The following is a 14630-nucleotide window of genomic DNA, read 5'->3' as shown; positions in this document are numbered from 1 at the left end:
GCTCGCTCCTCAGTCGAGTACGAACTTCTCCAGGTAGGACGGGTTGGACCGGTCGAGCATCGACTGCGACCTGGCGCGGATCTGCCGGTCGCTGTGCTCGCTGTCCGGCAGCATCCAGAAGCGGTCGGCGGTGATGCCGTCCACGACGGTCTGCGCGACCTCCTCCACCGGTGTGAACTCCACGTCGTGGCCCGCCGACCTCATCGCGGCCTCCCACTCGCCGAGGCTGCGGTACGGGGTCCGGCGCGGGCGCTCCTTGGCGTACCGCTCGGGGCGGTTGCGGTGCGACTCCCACAGTCCGGTGCGGAGCATGTGCGGGCCGGGGAAGAGGACCGAGGCGCCGACCGCCGCGTCCTCCGCCCGCAGGTGCGCGTAGAGCGATTCGGTCATGGTGACGACGGCGGACTTGGTGACCGCGTACACGGAGGCGGTGGGCAGCGGGGCGATCCCGCCGTCGCCGGAGGAGGTGTTGACGACGTGGCCGGGGTCGCCGCCCGCGAGCATGCGCGGCACGAAGGCCTGGATGCCGTGGAAGACACCCCACACGTTGACCGCGAAGGCCCACTTCCAGTCGTTGGGCTCGTGCTCCCACATCCGGCCCTCGGCGCCCGATCCGACGCCGGCGTTGTTGCACAGCACGTGCACGGCACCGAAGGCGTCGTACGCGGCCTCGGCGAGCTCCTGCACGGAGTCGCGTTCGCTGACGTCGACGGCCCGTGCCAGTACCCGTGCGCCGTCCTCGCGCAGTTCGGCGGCGGCCCTGCCGAGCGCGCCCTCCTCCACGTCGGCGAGCACGACGTTCAGTCCCTCGGCCGCGAACCGGCGGGCCATGGCGAGGCCGATGCCGCTCGCGGCCCCGGTGACCACCGCGGTCCGGCCCTCCTCCAGCCTCATCGGACGCTCCCCTCGGGCGGGCCGTCGTGGATCTGCTGCGGATCGTCGTAGCGCTGGTGGACGTACGGCAGCAGCGCGTCGGCGCTGACCCGCTCCACGGCCCTGCCCCGCTGGTCGCTGGTCTTCTCGCCGATGGTGAGGTCGATCAGCCTGCGGACGGGGAGGTCGGCGACCGGGTCGTACATCGACTCGCGCAGCACCACGTCGCCGGTGATCCGCTCCAGCCTGCGGACCTTCTCGTGCCGGGTGCAGTGGATCAGTACGGGGCCGGAGTCGAAGCCGTCGCCGTCCACGGCGGGCAGGAACTTGAAGTAGAAGTCGAGCTTCGTGCTCGGTTCGGGCAGCGGGAGCGGTCCGTCGACCGCGCCGCGGATCTCGACGAACGCGATGCCGTGACGGACCAGGCGGGCCCGCACGACGAGGCCGTCGCGTTCGACGCCGACCTCACCGAGCTTCTTCGGTTCGCCGAACACCTCGCGGCCGCCGGTCAGCGCCCGTTCGTGGGTCATCGGCATGACCAGCGGGTACCAGCCCTCGTGCCCGTCGTGGACGGCGGCGACGGCGACGGAGCCCGCGCCGAGCGGATAGCCGGGGAGGTCGACCTTGCTGATGCTCGCCCGGACGAGCGGGCGCCCGGCGGGTTTCAGCGGCGGCGGGAGGACGGCCGCCACCGCGTCGGGGTCGCTCTCCCAGACGGCGGTGACGCCGGTGGACCAGATGTCGGGGAGCCTGGAGCGGGCCTCGCGGGATGCCGCGATCTCGGCCTCGGTGCGCGCGCCGTACCGTACCCGTGCCATGCGGTGCCACCCTTCTCGGTCGTCCGTGTCCCGGCTCGCCGCCGGGGCCCTGTAACACAGTTACACCGGGGACGATGAAGGGTAAATAGGCATGCGCGTAACGGAGTTCGGGAACCTGGAGGAGCTGTGGCGCGATCGGCGCTGACCCGCGACGAGGTCCTCGCGACCGCCGCGGGGCTGGTGCGGCAGCACGGTCCGCAGACCCTCACCATGCGCGGACTGGCCGCCGAGCTGGGCACCGCCGTCACCTCGATCTACTGGCACGTCGGCAACCGCGAGTCGCTGCTGGACGCCCTGGTCGAGCGCACCGTCCAGGAGATGGGCACCCTGCGTCCCACCGGCCGGGCCCCGGCCGCCCGGATCGTCTCCGTGGCCCGGGGGCTGCGCCGCGAACTGCGCGCCCGGCCGCATCTGATCGCGATGGTCCACGAACGGGGGCTGACGGAACGGATGTTCCTGCCGGCGCAGCAGGCGCTGGTCCACGAGGTGCACGCCGCCGGGCTCCGGGGCGCTCGGGCGGCGGCCGCGGTCCGGGCGGTGCAGTTCCACACCGTGGGCTTCCTGCTGGTGGAGCGCAACCGGGAGCGGTCCCCCGTCCAGTCACCGGCCGAGGGCGATCTGTGGAGCGCGTCGACGGCCGGCGGCGATCCGGCGCTGGCCCGCGCGCTGACCCGGCCCGCCGCCCCGGACCGGCTGTTCGCCACCTCCGTACGGGCACTGGTGGACGGGCTGCTGGCGGGCCCCCCGGGGGAGCGCCGGTCCGCCGGACAGGACCCGGGGTTGACGGCCGGGTAGGGGACTGTCGGTCGTGGCCCGTATTCTCTGTGACCATGCTCGACGACCGCCAGACCGCAGCACCGTGGCCGACCGCCTACCCGCAGGGGTACGCGGTCGTCGACGTGGAGACCACCGGACTCGCACGGGACGACCGGATAATCTCCGCCGCCGTCTACCGCCTGGACGCGCAGGGCAATGTCGAGGACCACTGGTACACCCTGGTCAACCCGGAGCGGGACCCCGGCCCCGTGTGGATCCACGGGCTGACCAGTGACGTACTCGAAGGCGCCCCGCTCTTCCCGGAGGTCGCCGCCCAGCTCTCCGAGCGGCTCGCCGACCGTGTGCTGGTCGCGCACAACGCGGCCTTCGACTGGTCGATGCTCGCCCGGGAGTACGCGCGGGCCTCGGTGATCGCCCCGGTCCAGCAGCGGCTGTGCACCATCGCGCTCTCCAAGGAGCTGCGGCTGCCACTGCCCAACCACAAGCTGGAGTCGCTGGCCGCGCACTTCGGGGTCGTGCAACAGCACGCGCACCACGCGCTGGACGACGCCCGGGTGCTGGCCGAGGCGTTCCGCCCGAGTCTGCACGCGGCGGCGGGCGGCGGTCTGCGGCTGCCGCTGCTGGAGTGCCGGCCGCTGACCGAGTGGGCGGACTCCCCCGTCACCCCGCGGGTCGGCCACCAGGCCCCGTACGGCGGTGGCCAGGCGAGCTGGCGCCCCTCGCGCAAGCGTCCGGCCTGCCCGTACCCGAACCCGGGGCGGTACGACAAGGACAAACCTCTCATGCAGGGCATGCGGGTGGCGTTCTCCGGGGACACCTCGATCGACCGTGAGCTGCTGGAGGACCGGGCGGTGGAGGCCGGGCTGCACGTGGCGACCAGCGTGTCCCGGCTGACCAGTCTGCTCGTCACCAACGACCCGGACGCGGCGACGTCCAAGACGGTGAAGGCCAAGTCGTTCGGCACCCCGATCCTGGAGGAGAGCGCGTTCACCCATCTCCTGCGGGACGTGGCCGAGGCGTCGAAGGGGCCGTCGGCGGCGCCGTCATCGGAGTGAACCGGGGGCGACTCGCCCGCCCACCGCTCGCCCGCCGCCGCCCTCGCGTCCCACCCTGTGGCGCATGGCACGTTGCGAGGTATGCGGAAACGACTACGGGATGTCCTTCGAAGTGCACGCGCAGGGCGCGGTACACGTCTTCGACTGCTTCTCCTGCGCGATTCACCGGATGGCGCCGATCTGTGAGCACTGCCGGGTCCAGGTCATCGGCCAGGGTGTCGAGGTCGACGGGCACTGGTTCTGCGGCGGTCACTGCGCCCGCGCCGAGGGGAAGGCGGGCATCATCGACAAGGTCTGAGCACCGGGCGCCGCACCCTTTCCCCCACCCCCTGCGCGATGCACCCCATGCCACGGTTGTACCGTCATGGGGTGTACCGCTTCCTGTTGACCCGGCAGTGGCTGATCCTCGCCCTCCTCGCCCTCGTCATGATCCCCACGATGGTCGAGCTGGGTTTCTGGCAGCTGCACCGGCATGAGCACAAGGTCGCGCAGAACTCCCTGATCTCGCACAACCTCAAGGCGAAACCGGTTCCGGTCGCCGCGCTCACCTCGCCCGGCCACACCGTTCCGCGCTCCGACTACTGGCGCGCGGTGAAGGCCACCGGGACGTACGACGAGAAGCACGAGGTCGTGGTGCGGCGCAGGACCTCATCCGACGGCAGCATCGGCTTCCACGTGCTGGTTCCGTTCGACCTCAAGGGCGGCGGCACGGTCATGATCAACCGTGGCTGGATCGCCACCGCCGACGACCAGCGCGCCTTCCCCGACGTACCGGCCGCGCCGAAGGGCGAAGTGACCGTCACCGGGCGGCTCAAGGCCGACGAGACGACGGGCAGCAGCGGTATCAAGGACCTCTCGGACCTGCCGGACCGCCAGGTGATGCTGATCAACAGCGCCGAGCAGGCCAAGCTGCTCTCCCGGCCGGTGCTCGGCGGCTACCTGGAGCAGACCGGGCCCGTGCCGTCCGGCGACACCCCCGAGCTGATCGAGGCTCCCGACGACAGCTCCATCGGCCCGCACATGGCGTACGCCGTGCAGTGGTGGCTGTTCGCCGCCGGTGTTCCGGTCGGCTACGTGGTGCTGGCCCGCCGGGAGAAGCGTGACCTGGTGGCAGCCGCGGCCGCCGAAGCGGGGGACGCCGCGGCGGCGCCCGGGAAGCCCGAGCCCGCGAAGGCCTGACGGGATGTCCGCGCCCTCGCCCGCCGGGGTGACTCGCGACTCACGTCGTACAGCGGCTGCTTAGCGAGGGCCATGTTCGGGAACACGCCAGGCGTGACCCCACTCATCGAGGACTACGCCCTCATCGGCGATCTCCAGACAGCCGCCCTGGTCGGAAAGAACGGTTCCGTCGACTGGCTCTGCCTGCCCCGCTTCGACTCGGGCGCCTGTTTCGCCGCCCTGCTCGGTGACAAGGAAAACGGCCACTGGCGTATCGCACCGAAGGGTGCGGACACCTGTACCCGGCGCTCCTACGCGGGTGACTCCCTCGTCCTGGAGACGTTCTGGGAGACCCGCACCGGCACGGTCAAGGTCATCGACTTCATGCCACAGCGCGACCAGGAACCCGATGTGATGCGGATCATCGAGGGGGTCAGCGGCACCGTCGACATGGCCTCCGTGCTGCGGCTGCGCTTCGACTTCGGCTCGGTCGTGCCCTGGGTGCGCCGTTCGCAGGGCCACCGGGTGGCGGTCGCGGGGCCGGACTCCGCCTGGCTGCGCAGCGAACCGCCGGTCAAGACCTGGGGCCAGCAGTTCTCCACCTGCTCCTCGTTCAGCGTCTCCGCGGGCGACCAGGTGGCGTTCGTCCTGACCTGGCACCCCTCGCACTCGCCCCGGCCCGATCTCGTCGACCCGTACGAGGCGCTGAAGAACACCCTGTCCGACTGGGCCGAGTGGTCCGCCCGCTGCAAGTACCAAGGGCCCTACCGGGAGGCGGTGATCCGGTCACTGATCACCCTGAAGGCGCTCACCTTCGGCCCGACCGGCGGCATCGTGGCGGCCCCCACCACCTCGCTGCCCGAGGAGATCGGCGGCGTACGGAACTGGGACTACCGCTTCTGCTGGCTGCGGGACTCCACGCTCACCCTCGGCGCGCTGATCTCGGCCGGCTATCTGGAGGAGGCCGGCGCCTGGCGGGACTGGCTGCTGCGCGCCGTCGCCGGGGACCCGGCCGACCTGCAGATCATGTACGGGCTCGCGGGCGAGCGCAGACTGCCCGAGTCGGAACTGACGTGGCTGCGCGGGTACGAGAACTCCACCCCGGTCCGGATCGGCAACGCCGCGGTCCGCCAGCGTCAGCTCGATGTGTACGGGGAGGTCATCGACTCGCTGCGGCTGGCCCGCGACGCGGGCCTGGGCGACAAACCGCACGCCTGGAACCTCCAGCTCAGCCTGCTCGGCTTCCTGGAGTCCACCTGGCGCGAGCCGGACGAGGGGCTGTGGGAGATCCGCGGTCAGCGCCGCCACTTCGTGCACTCCAAGGTAATGGCCTGGGTGGCGGCCGACCGGGCCGTGCGCAGTCTGGAGGAGGACCCGTCGCTGACCGGCGACGCCGACCGCTGGCGGGCGATGCGGGACGCCGTGCACCGGGAGGTGTGCGAGAAGGGGTACGACCCGGTGCGCAACACCTTCACCCAGTCCTACGGGTCACGGGACCTGGACGCCGCGACGCTCCTGATCGCCAGGACCGGGTTCCTGCCGCCGGACGACCCGCGGCTCGTCGGGACGGTGGACGCGGTCCGCGACGAGCTGGGCAGCGACGGGCTGGTGCGCCGCTACAGCACCGACGGAACCTCGATCGACGGGCTGCCAGGCGGTGAGGGCGCGTTCCTGGCCTGCTCGTTCTGGCTCGCGGACGCGCTGCGGATGACCGGGCGCACCGAGGAGGCCACCGAACTGTTCGAGCGGCTGCTGGCGCTCCGCAACGACGTGGGGCTGCTCGCCGAGGAGTACGACACCGTCGCCATGCGCCAGCTCGGCAACTTCCCGCAGGCGTTCAGCCACATCGGGCTGGTGGGGACGGCCGTCGCGCTGGCCGAGGCGCAGGCCCGCGAGGACACGGCGCCGGGCGAGGCGGCAGGATAGGGCCATGGATCTTGGACTGAAGGACCGTGTGTACATCGTCACCGGCGCGACCCGGGGACTGGGCAACGCCGCGGCGCGGGCGCTGGTGGACGACGGCGCGAAGGTGATCATCACCGGCCGGGACGGGAAGACCGTCCGGGCCGCCGCCGAAGAGCTGGGCCCGGACGCGGTCGGGCTCGCCGCCGACAACGCCGACCCGTCCGTGGCGCAGCGGCTGGTGGACGCCGCGCGGGAGGGGTTCGGCCGGCTCGACGGCATCCTCATCAGCGTCGGCGGTCCGGCGCCCGGTTCCGCCGCGGACAACACCGACGAGCAGTGGCGGTCGGCCTTCGAGTCGGTCTTCCTGGGCGCGGTGCGGCTGGCCCGTGCGGCCGCCGCGGCGCTCGGCGAGGGCGGGGTCATCGGCTTCGTGCTCTCCGGCTCCGTCCACGAGCCGATCGCCGGACTGACCATCTCCAACGGTCTGCGCCCCGGCCTGGCCGGGTTCGCCAAGTCACTGGCCGACGAGCTCGGCCCGCGGGGCATCCGGGTGGTGGGCGTGCTGCCGGCCCGGATCGACACCGACCGGGTACGTGAACTGGACGCGCTCTCGGGCGACGCGGAGGCCTCGCGCACGGCCAACGAGGCGCGCATCCCGCTGCGCCGCTACGGCACTCCGCAGGAGTTCGGCCGGACGGCGGCCTTCCTGCTCTCGCCCGCCGCCTCGTATCTGACCGGCATCATGGTCCCGGTCGACGGCGGCTCCCGGCACGGCTTCTGAACCGTCGCTCCGAACCGTCGGGCGGGAGCCGGACGACGCCGGCGGCCCGCCCGGCGGGTCCGCACCGTCCGTCAGCTCACCCGCTCCGCGCGGTGCTTGACCGCCTTCAGCCGGACCTCGGCGGGCAGCCGCGCCAGGCCCGCGGAGTCCCTGGCACGGGCCAGCGCCTCGTCGGTCAGCCGGCCCAGCGCCTCCTCCGGCGCCGCGTGCGGCTCCATCAGCAGCCGGATCCTGGCCTGCGGTGTGCTGCGCTTCCCGGTCAGTACGACCTGGGCGCGGGCCACCCCGTCCAGCGCTCCCGCCTCCGCGGCGAGCACGCCCTCCAGGGCCCGTCCGCGCAGCAGCGCGCCCTCGCCGTCCCCGCTGTCCACCAGCACTTCGGAGAGGCGGGCGCGGCGCAGCTGGGCCAGCAGCCACCACAGGGCGAGCACGACGAGGACGGCGAGGACCGCGATCACCGTCGGCCACCACCAGCCGTCCGAGCGCCAGCGGTCCCGGCCGGACTCGCTGAGCAGCACGTCGTTCTTGCCGGACCAGGGCCACCAGGACGGTACGGAGAGCCCGGTCGCGGCGGCCAGTACCCCGCCGCCCACGCAGACCAGCACCAGCCCGGCGAGCCCCAGCAGTACCCGGTTGACGGTCCTGAGCACGCCGCTCACCCCTTCCTCGCCGGACGGCGGACGTGAACGGACAGGCCCGGCGGCCTGGACAGTCCGAGTTCTCCGATGCCCCTGGAGAGCACGGTGTCCAGATCGGCCCGTACGTCGTCGAGTTCACGGAAGTGCGAGACGGCCCGCACCCCCACCTTGTTCCGGCCCATCCGGACCCGGACCGACTGCACGCCGGACACCTCGACGGCCCGGTCGCGCAGGACCATCGCGGCCGCGGTCCGGTCGAGAGCGGCCCGTACGCCGGGGCGGTCACGGCGCATCGGCAGCAGGTCACGGAGTCCGGGTGTGAGCGCGAGGACGATCAGCCACAGGCCGATCGCCGCCGCGACCGCCGCACCGGTGAGCACCCAGACGTCGTTCAGCGGCCGCCGGGCCAGCTCGTCGGCCAGCGAGCGGCGCCACTGCATCGCCGGATGGCCGGCCCGGACCGCCGCCACGTCGTACAGGAGGAGTCCGGCGCCGCCGAGGACCACCAGGGCGAGGATGCCGGCCGGAATGCGGCGGGCGGACCAGAAGCGGCCCGCGCCGCCGTCGCCCCGCTCCTTGTCGGACACCGGGTCGTAGGCGGCGGACGACGCCGACTGGTCGAGTCCGTGCGCGTCCCCTTCCTCCACCGGCTGGACCGTGGGCAGCCGCTGCGTACTGCCGTGTTCCGGGTTGCGGGGCTCGGTCATCGGATCCTCCCCTGCGCCGCGAGGCTCGTTCCTGAGGGGTGCAGGCGCTCGACCTGTACGGCCACTTCGGGCACCTCCATCCCCGCCAACGCCTTTACCCGCATCGCGACCCGGTGACGCACCGCACCGCACTGGCGGCCGATGTCGCTGGGATACCCGAGCTCCAGGCTCACCCGTACCCGGGCGGTGTCACGGTGCACCGTGACCGTGGCGCGTGGCGACGCACCGTCCTTCGCCGGCTCGTCGACGGCCTCCTTCGCCGCCTGCGCGGCGATCTTCGCGACCACCCGGTCGGCGATCCGGGTCTCCCCGCGCTCCCCTGCGGCGACCCGGCCGCTCGCCCCCGACACGGCCGTCACCGCCGTCGGTCGCCGCGATCGCGACTCCGGAAGAAGTCGCCGGGCTCCAGGTCACCGTCGAGGAAGCGACCGGCGATGAAGCCGATCGCCCCCAACGCGGCCACCAGCAGAAAGGCACCGAACCCGCCGAAATATCCGGCGAATCCGAGCGCCATGCCTGCCACCATGCCGACCACAGCCATGCTCATCGTGCGCTCCTCAACTACCTCGGACGGGAGGACTACTGGAGACGTGGCTCGGGCTGTTCGTCGTCGTCTTCCTCGTCGGGCAGCTTCACATCGCTCACCGCGATGTTGACCTCGACGACTTCGAGACCCGTCATCCGCTCGACGGCGGCGACCACGTTCTCCCGTACGTCACGGGCGACATCTGCGATGGACACGCCGTAGTCCACGACGATCTCCAGGTCGAGGGCGGTCTGCGACTCCCCGACCTCGGCCTTCACGCCCCGGGTGACGGACTTGCCGCCGCCGGGCACCCGGTCGCGCACCGCGCCGAAGGTGCGTGAGAGGCCGCTGCCCATCGCGTGCACGCCGACCACGTCGCGTGCCGCCATTCCGGCGATCTTCTCGACCACGCCGTCGGCGATCGTCGTACGGCCGCGCGTTGCGGGGTCTCCGCCGCCGCGCTTGGTCAGTGGCGATGTCCTGTTGTCGCCACCCGCCGCGTCCTTGTCGGGGTTCTCGGGCCGGTTCCGCTGTGGGGTGTCGGTCATCGCCGTTCTTCCCTTCGGGGCAGGATTGGACTTCCTTGCCCACATTAAGTGCGCTTGCCCCGTCTCGCGCCGTGGATGCGGCAGGCTGGGGCAATGACGACGGCTGACAGCCCGAACAGGGCCGACGGATGGACGACTGCGGTCCGGCAGCGACTCGGCCTGGGCAGGCTGCTCCCTTTGGGCGGTCCTGCGGACGGGGCCTGGATCTCGGAACGGGCCGCGGTCGCGGTGCTGCGCCGGGCGGTACGCGGCCCGGGGGCGGGGCCCGTGCTCGGTGAGCTGAGGATCGCGGTGGCCGATCCGGGGACGGCCCCCGGTCCGCAGGTGCCCTCGCCCCCGAGCGCGCTGCCACCGGGCCCGCTGAGGATCGAGGCGACCATGGCGGCGACGGCCGACCAGCCCCTGCCCGTCGCCGCGGCGGCGCTGCGCTCGGCACTGCTGGCGGCGGCCTCACGCCGGCTCGGCCTGGTGGTCGCCGAGGTGGACCTCCAGGTGACGGAGTTGCTGGACACCGCGCCGGAGCCGGACGAGCCGGAGCCGGCCGGGGTACGTGCGGCCGAGCCGGAGGACGCGGCGGGCCGGGCGGCCGCCGGGGTGGCCGGTGTCGCCACGCTGACCCGGGTACTGGGCGCGGCGGTGCACACGGGCGCGGACCACGTACGGGTCGAACTGGCGACGGACGAGGGCCACCGCGCGCTCGACGTGGCACGCGCGGTGCGGACGGCGGTGACGGAGGCAGTGGACAGGCATCCGCCGGTCGCGGTGCTGGTCACGGCGGTGACGGGGCAACCGGAGCCTCCCGGTGCGCCGGAAACCCCGGAGAGCTGAACCGGGCGCGTGGGACGGCGACGGGCCGGGGGCGGTGTGTACCCCCGGCCGGGTGACGTGTCAGTCGGACAGGCCCGCGAGGTCGCGCAGCCGGCGGCCCTGCGCGGCCCGTTCGGCGGTGCGCTGCTCCTCGTACGTTCGGGTGACGGCCCCGCTCAGCAGGGCCTTGGTCTCGACGAGGGCGTCGCGCGGGGCGGCCAGCAGGGCGCCGGCCAGGTCACGGGCGGCTCCGTCGAGCTCATCGGCGGGCACCACGAGGTTGGCCAGCCCGGTGCGCTCGGCCTCGGCGGCGTGCACGAAGCGGCCGGTGGCGCAGATTTCGAGCGCGCGTGCGTACCCCACCAGGTGCACCAGGGGGTGCGTGCCGGTGAGGTCGGGCACCAGACCGAGGCTGGTCTCGCGCATGGCGAACTGCACGTCCTCGGCGACGATCCGCAGATCGCAGGCGAGGGCGAGCTGGAAGCCCGCGCCGATGGCATGTCCCTGGACGGCCGCGATCGACACGACATCGTTGCGACGCCACCAGGTGAACGCCTCCTGGTACTCCGCGATGACCGCGTCGAGCTCGGCCTCGGGACCACGCCCCATGTCGAGGAACGACGGCTCACCGTCGAAACCCTCCGGGGTGAACGCCTGCCGGTCGAGACCGGCGGAGAAGGACACACCTTCGCCGCGCAGCACGACGACCCGCACACTGCCGGGCAGGGCCCGTCCGGCCTCTGTCAACGCCCGCCACAGAGCGGGGGACTGAGCGTTGCGCTTGGCCGGGTTGGTGAGGGCCACCGTGGCAATCGCGTCATCGACGGTGAGTCGTACGCCGTCCTTGTCGAGCACGGAGTCGAGCGAGGTCATGGAGCGCCTCCGGTTCGGGTGCAGTCAGCACATCGAGCTAAGTGACTGAACAGTAACCACCCGATCGACCGCACGATCGACCGGGTGGCCACCGCCGAAACCGGTGAGCCCCGGAGCAGGTCCTGCGACCTGCTCCGATCCGTCGACGCCTGTCAGGCCGTCGCGGACTTCTTGCCTCGTGTCGCGCCGCCGCGTCCTCGCAGCGTCACTCCGGACTCGCTGAGCATCCGGTGGACGAATCCGTAGGAGCGGCCGGTTTCCTCGGCCAACGCCCGGATGCTCGCACCGGAGTCGTACTTCTTCTTCAGGTCTGCCGCGAGCTTGTCGCGCGCGGCGCCGGTTACCCGGCTGCCCTTCTTCAGAGTCTCGGCCACCCGTGCCTCCTCGTGGGAAGTGCGCTCTGGACTCTCATGATCACCCCTCCGGAGCTTCCTGGCCACCCATTCGGCAAGGTCCGTGCAACCGGATTCACGCCCCGGGAGTGCGCCGGACTGATCGGAATCTCGCATTCCGCGGGGCCGTGGAGGGTCCGTGGGGAACACCCCGGGGGGAACGTCCAGGTCAGGGCCGCACGGCGAGCGCGCCCGCAGATGGGTGCGCCCGGCAGGTATCTGCCGGGCGCCGCGCCGAGGTACGAGACGTACTCACGCAGATGATGGATCACGCGTAGGCCGAATGATCCAGTGGGAGTGGATCAGTGGGCGGCCGGTCGGGGTCAGGCCAGCGAGACCAGGTCCCGGTAGTCCGCACCCCACAGGTCCTCGACGCCGTCCGGCAGCAGGATGATGCGCTCGGGCTGGAGCGCCTCGACCGCGCCCTCGTCGTGCGTGACGAGGACGACGGCGCCCTTGTACGTGCGCAGCGCGCCGAGGATCTCCTCGCGGCTGGCCGGGTCGAGGTTGTTGGTGGGCTCGTCGAGCAGGAGCACATTGGCGGAGGAGACCACGAGCGTCGCCAGGGCGAGCCGGGTCTTCTCACCGCCGGAGAGCACTCCGGCGGGCTTGTCCACGTCGTCCCCGGAGAAGAGGAACGAGCCGAGCGTCTTGCGGACCGCGACGAGATCGAGGTCGGGCGCCGCGGAGCGCATGTTCTCCAGGACGGTGCGGTCCGGGTCGAGGGTCTCGTGCTCCTGGGCGTAGTAGCCGAGCTTGAGTCCGTGGCCCTCGATGATGTCGCCGGTGTCGGGCTTCTCCGCGCCGCCCAGGAGCCGGAGCAGCGTGGTCTTGCCGGCGCCGTTGAGGCCGAGGATGACGACCCGGGAGCCCTTGTCGATGGCGAGGTCGACGTCGGTGAAGATCTCCAGCGACCCGTAGGACTTGGAGAGGCCCTCCGCCATCAGCGGGGTCTTGCCGCACGGCGAGGGGTCCGGGAAGCGCAGCTTGGCGACCTTGTCGGAGACCCGCACGGCCTCCAGGCCGGAGAGCAGCCGGTCGGCGCGCTTGGCCATGTTCTGCGCGGCCACGGTCTTGGTGGCCTTGGCGCGCATCTTGTCGGCCTGGGCGTTGAGCGTGGCGGCCTTCTTCTCGGCGTTCTGGCGCTCGCGCTTGCGGCGCTTCTCGTCGGCCTCGCGCTGCTGCTGGTAGAGCTTCCAGCCCATGTTGTAGACGTCGATCTGCGAGCGGTTGGCGTCGAGGTAGAAGACCTTGTTGACGACGGTCTCGACCAGCTCGACATCGTGGGAGATCACGATGAAGCCGCCGCGGTAGCTCCTGAGGTAGTCCCGCAGCCAGACGATGGAGTCGGCGTCGAGGTGGTTGGTGGGCTCGTCGAGGAGCAGGGTGTCGGCGTCCGAGAAGAGGATCCGGGCCAGCTCGACACGGCGGCGCTGACCACCGGAGAGCGTGTGGAGCGGCTGGGCGAGCACCCGGTCGGGCAGGCTGAGGGCCGCGGCGATGGTGGCTGCCTCGGCCTCGGCGGCGTATCCGCCCTTGGTGAGGAACTCCGTCTCCAGGCGCTCGTACTTCTTCATCGCCTTCTCGCGGGTGGCGCCCTTGCCGTTCGCCATCCGCTCCTCGTTCTCGCGCATCCTGCGGAGGATCTCGTCGAGGCCGCGGGCGGAGAGGATGCGGTCCCGGGCGAGCACGTCGAGGTCGCCGGTGCGCGGGTCCTGCGGGAGGTAGCCGACCTCGCCGGAGCGGGTGATGGTGCCGGCGGCGGGGGTTCCCTCGCCCGCGAGGCACTTGGTGAGGGTGGTCTTGCCCGCTCCGTTACGGCCGACGAGGCCGATGCGGTCGCCCTTGGCGATGCGGAAGGAGGCGGATTCGATGAGCATACGGGCGCCGGCGCGCAGCTCGATGCCGGAGGCGGTGATCACGGGTAAAACTCCAGGGCGGAATGGACGGCGGAAGAACGGCCAGGGCCTGTCGTTTGCATCAGGCCGGATCAGGGAGCGGGGGCTGGTGCCGGGGGTCGCAAGGCGGAGGAGGGAGGCGACGCGGAGCGTCGTCGACCGACGACAACGCCGCGAGCCGCGGTGCCAGGGCACGCGAGCCCGGCCTGATGCAAACGACAGGCCCTAGCGGTTCACGACTCGAACGCCGCTACTCACGCACACGCACAAGGAGAGTTGCCATGAGGACCAGTCTACTGGCGGTGTCCAATCACTTTGCCGCCTGCTCCCGCCGCGGTCGCCGAGGGCTCGCCGGAGTCGTGAACGCACGGCTGTCAGTGCCCGGTGGAAGACTGAGACACAGGTCACACACGAGTCAGGCGCGGGCCTGAGCGACGCGAAAAGGGGTGAGCACGATGGCCGGCTCGACGGCAGGCGTTCCGTCGGTGTTTCCGACGATTGTCTACGACGACGCGAAGGCAGCGATCAAGACGCTGACGGAGGGGCTCGGCTTCACCGAGGAAGCGGTGTACGAGGGCGAGGACGGCACCGTGCTCCACGCGGAGCTGTCCTGCGGGAACGGCAGGGTGATGCTGAGCTCCAGCGGCCGCGAGGGGATCTTCGCCGAGGCGATGCGGGGGTCGGGGCCGGCCGGCGTCTATGTGGTGGTCGACGACGTCGACGCGCACCACGCGCGGGCGGTGGAGCACGGGGTGAAGATCCTGATGCCGCCCACCGACCAGGACTACGGCTCGCGGGACTACATGGCGCGGGATGCCGAGGGCAATGTGTGGAGCTTCGGGACGTACGCCCCGGGGGCGGCGGGCTGAGGGCC

At 71.9% G+C, this 14630-nt stretch carries 18 protein-coding genes; 8 read left to right on the top strand and 10 right to left on the bottom strand.

The window, feature by feature from the left end; genetic code table 11:
* Positions 1 to 9: 9 nt before the first annotated feature.
* Positions 10 to 894, bottom strand: coding sequence for an SDR family NAD(P)-dependent oxidoreductase (locus tag AB0I52_RS04160; protein ID WP_363068695.1), 885 nt, complete (start codon positions 892 to 894; stop codon positions 10 to 12).
* Positions 891 to 1691, bottom strand: a complete 801-nt coding sequence (locus AB0I52_RS04155) for an acetoacetate decarboxylase family protein (protein WP_363068693.1) — start codon at positions 1689 to 1691, stop codon at positions 891 to 893. Before AB0I52_RS04155 ends, AB0I52_RS04160 begins: the two co-directional genes overlap by 4 nt.
* Positions 1692 to 1817: 126 nt before the next feature.
* On the opposite strand from AB0I52_RS04155, the gene AB0I52_RS04150 reads away from it, so the two are divergent.
* The 6 genes from AB0I52_RS04150 to AB0I52_RS04125 all read left to right on the top strand — a co-directional run bounded on the left by AB0I52_RS04150 (position 1818) and on the right by AB0I52_RS04125 (position 7367).
* Positions 1818 to 2486 (top strand): TetR/AcrR family transcriptional regulator, encoded by a 669-nt coding sequence (locus tag AB0I52_RS04150; RefSeq protein ID WP_363068691.1) that lies wholly within the window; start codon positions 1818 to 1820, stop codon positions 2484 to 2486.
* Positions 2487 to 2515: 29 nt separating this feature from the next.
* Entirely contained in the window at positions 2516 to 3523 is a 1008-nt protein-coding gene (locus tag AB0I52_RS04145; RefSeq protein WP_363068690.1) for a DEDDh family exonuclease, read from the top strand.
* 64 nt (positions 3524 to 3587) lie between these two features.
* Positions 3588 to 3821 (top strand): hypothetical protein, encoded by a 234-nt coding sequence (locus tag AB0I52_RS04140; protein ID WP_363068689.1) that lies wholly within the window; start codon positions 3588 to 3590, stop codon positions 3819 to 3821.
* A gap of 71 nt (positions 3822 to 3892) precedes the next feature.
* Positions 3893 to 4702 carry an SURF1 family protein gene (locus AB0I52_RS04135; RefSeq protein ID WP_363068688.1) on the top strand — a complete coding sequence of 270 codons (810 nt, stop codon included), beginning with the start codon at positions 3893 to 3895 and terminating at the stop codon, positions 4700 to 4702.
* A gap of 93 nt (positions 4703 to 4795) precedes the next feature.
* Positions 4796 to 6607 carry a glycoside hydrolase family 15 protein gene (locus AB0I52_RS04130; RefSeq protein ID WP_363068686.1) on the top strand — a complete coding sequence of 604 codons (1812 nt, stop codon included), beginning with the start codon at positions 4796 to 4798 and terminating at the stop codon, positions 6605 to 6607.
* 4 nt (positions 6608 to 6611) lie between these two features.
* A complete protein-coding gene (locus AB0I52_RS04125) occupies positions 6612 to 7367 on the top strand; it encodes an SDR family oxidoreductase (RefSeq protein ID WP_363068684.1) in 756 nt (251 codons plus the stop codon).
* Positions 7368 to 7438: 71 nt separating this feature from the next.
* On the opposite strand, the gene amaP is transcribed toward AB0I52_RS04125, so the two are convergent.
* The 5 genes from amaP to AB0I52_RS04100 are packed head-to-tail and all read right to left on the bottom strand — an operon-like array spanning position 7439 to position 9786.
* Positions 7439 to 8026 (bottom strand): alkaline shock response membrane anchor protein AmaP, encoded by a 588-nt coding sequence (gene amaP, locus AB0I52_RS04120; protein ID WP_363068682.1) that lies wholly within the window; start codon positions 8024 to 8026, stop codon positions 7439 to 7441.
* A complete protein-coding gene (locus AB0I52_RS04115; RefSeq protein WP_363068680.1) occupies positions 8023 to 8712 on the bottom strand; it encodes a DUF6286 domain-containing protein in 690 nt (229 codons plus the stop codon). The genes amaP and AB0I52_RS04115 overlap by 4 nt, the downstream gene beginning before the upstream one ends.
* Positions 8709 to 9062 carry a hypothetical protein gene (locus tag AB0I52_RS04110; protein ID WP_362961664.1) on the bottom strand — a complete coding sequence of 118 codons (354 nt, stop codon included), beginning with the start codon at positions 9060 to 9062 and terminating at the stop codon, positions 8709 to 8711. The genes AB0I52_RS04115 and AB0I52_RS04110 overlap by 4 nt, the downstream gene beginning before the upstream one ends.
* 5 nt (positions 9063 to 9067) lie before the next feature.
* Positions 9068 to 9259: a hypothetical protein gene (locus AB0I52_RS04105; protein ID WP_136330255.1), complete on the bottom strand. Its 192-nt coding sequence runs from the start codon at positions 9257 to 9259 to the stop codon at positions 9068 to 9070.
* A gap of 32 nt (positions 9260 to 9291) precedes the next feature.
* Positions 9292 to 9786, bottom strand: a complete 495-nt coding sequence (locus AB0I52_RS04100) for an Asp23/Gls24 family envelope stress response protein (protein ID WP_363068678.1) — start codon at positions 9784 to 9786, stop codon at positions 9292 to 9294.
* A gap of 93 nt (positions 9787 to 9879) precedes the next feature.
* On the opposite strand from AB0I52_RS04100, the gene AB0I52_RS04095 reads away from it, so the two are divergent.
* Complete coding sequence (locus AB0I52_RS04095; protein ID WP_363068676.1) at positions 9880 to 10614, top strand: hypothetical protein; 735 nt, start codon at positions 9880 to 9882, stop codon at positions 10612 to 10614.
* A gap of 60 nt (positions 10615 to 10674) precedes the next feature.
* On the opposite strand, the gene AB0I52_RS04090 is transcribed toward AB0I52_RS04095, so the two are convergent.
* From AB0I52_RS04090 to AB0I52_RS04080, 3 genes are all read right to left on the bottom strand, one after another.
* The gene (locus AB0I52_RS04090; protein WP_363068674.1) at positions 10675 to 11466 is read right to left on the bottom strand and encodes an enoyl-CoA hydratase/isomerase family protein; all 792 of its coding nucleotides are present in this window, start codon (positions 11464 to 11466) and stop codon (positions 10675 to 10677) included.
* Between the two features lie 152 nt (positions 11467 to 11618).
* A complete protein-coding gene (locus tag AB0I52_RS04085) occupies positions 11619 to 11840 on the bottom strand; it encodes a helix-turn-helix domain-containing protein (protein ID WP_363068672.1) in 222 nt (73 codons plus the stop codon).
* Between the two features lie 341 nt (positions 11841 to 12181).
* Positions 12182 to 13780 carry an ABC-F family ATP-binding cassette domain-containing protein gene (locus AB0I52_RS04080; RefSeq protein WP_363068670.1) on the bottom strand — a complete coding sequence of 533 codons (1599 nt, stop codon included), beginning with the start codon at positions 13778 to 13780 and terminating at the stop codon, positions 12182 to 12184.
* Positions 13781 to 14211: 431 nt separating this feature from the next.
* Between AB0I52_RS04080 and AB0I52_RS04075 the strand changes: the two genes are divergently transcribed.
* Positions 14212 to 14625 carry a VOC family protein gene (locus AB0I52_RS04075; RefSeq protein ID WP_363068668.1) on the top strand — a complete coding sequence of 138 codons (414 nt, stop codon included), beginning with the start codon at positions 14212 to 14214 and terminating at the stop codon, positions 14623 to 14625.
* Positions 14626 to 14630: the final 5 nt, after the last annotated feature.

Source organism: Streptomyces sp. NPDC050423 (genome assembly GCF_040655445.1).
GTDB lineage: Bacteria > Actinomycetota > Actinomycetes > Streptomycetales > Streptomycetaceae > Streptomyces.
The sequence above is the reverse complement of the archived record's forward strand: the minus strand, read 5'-3'. Positions and strand labels throughout refer to the sequence as shown.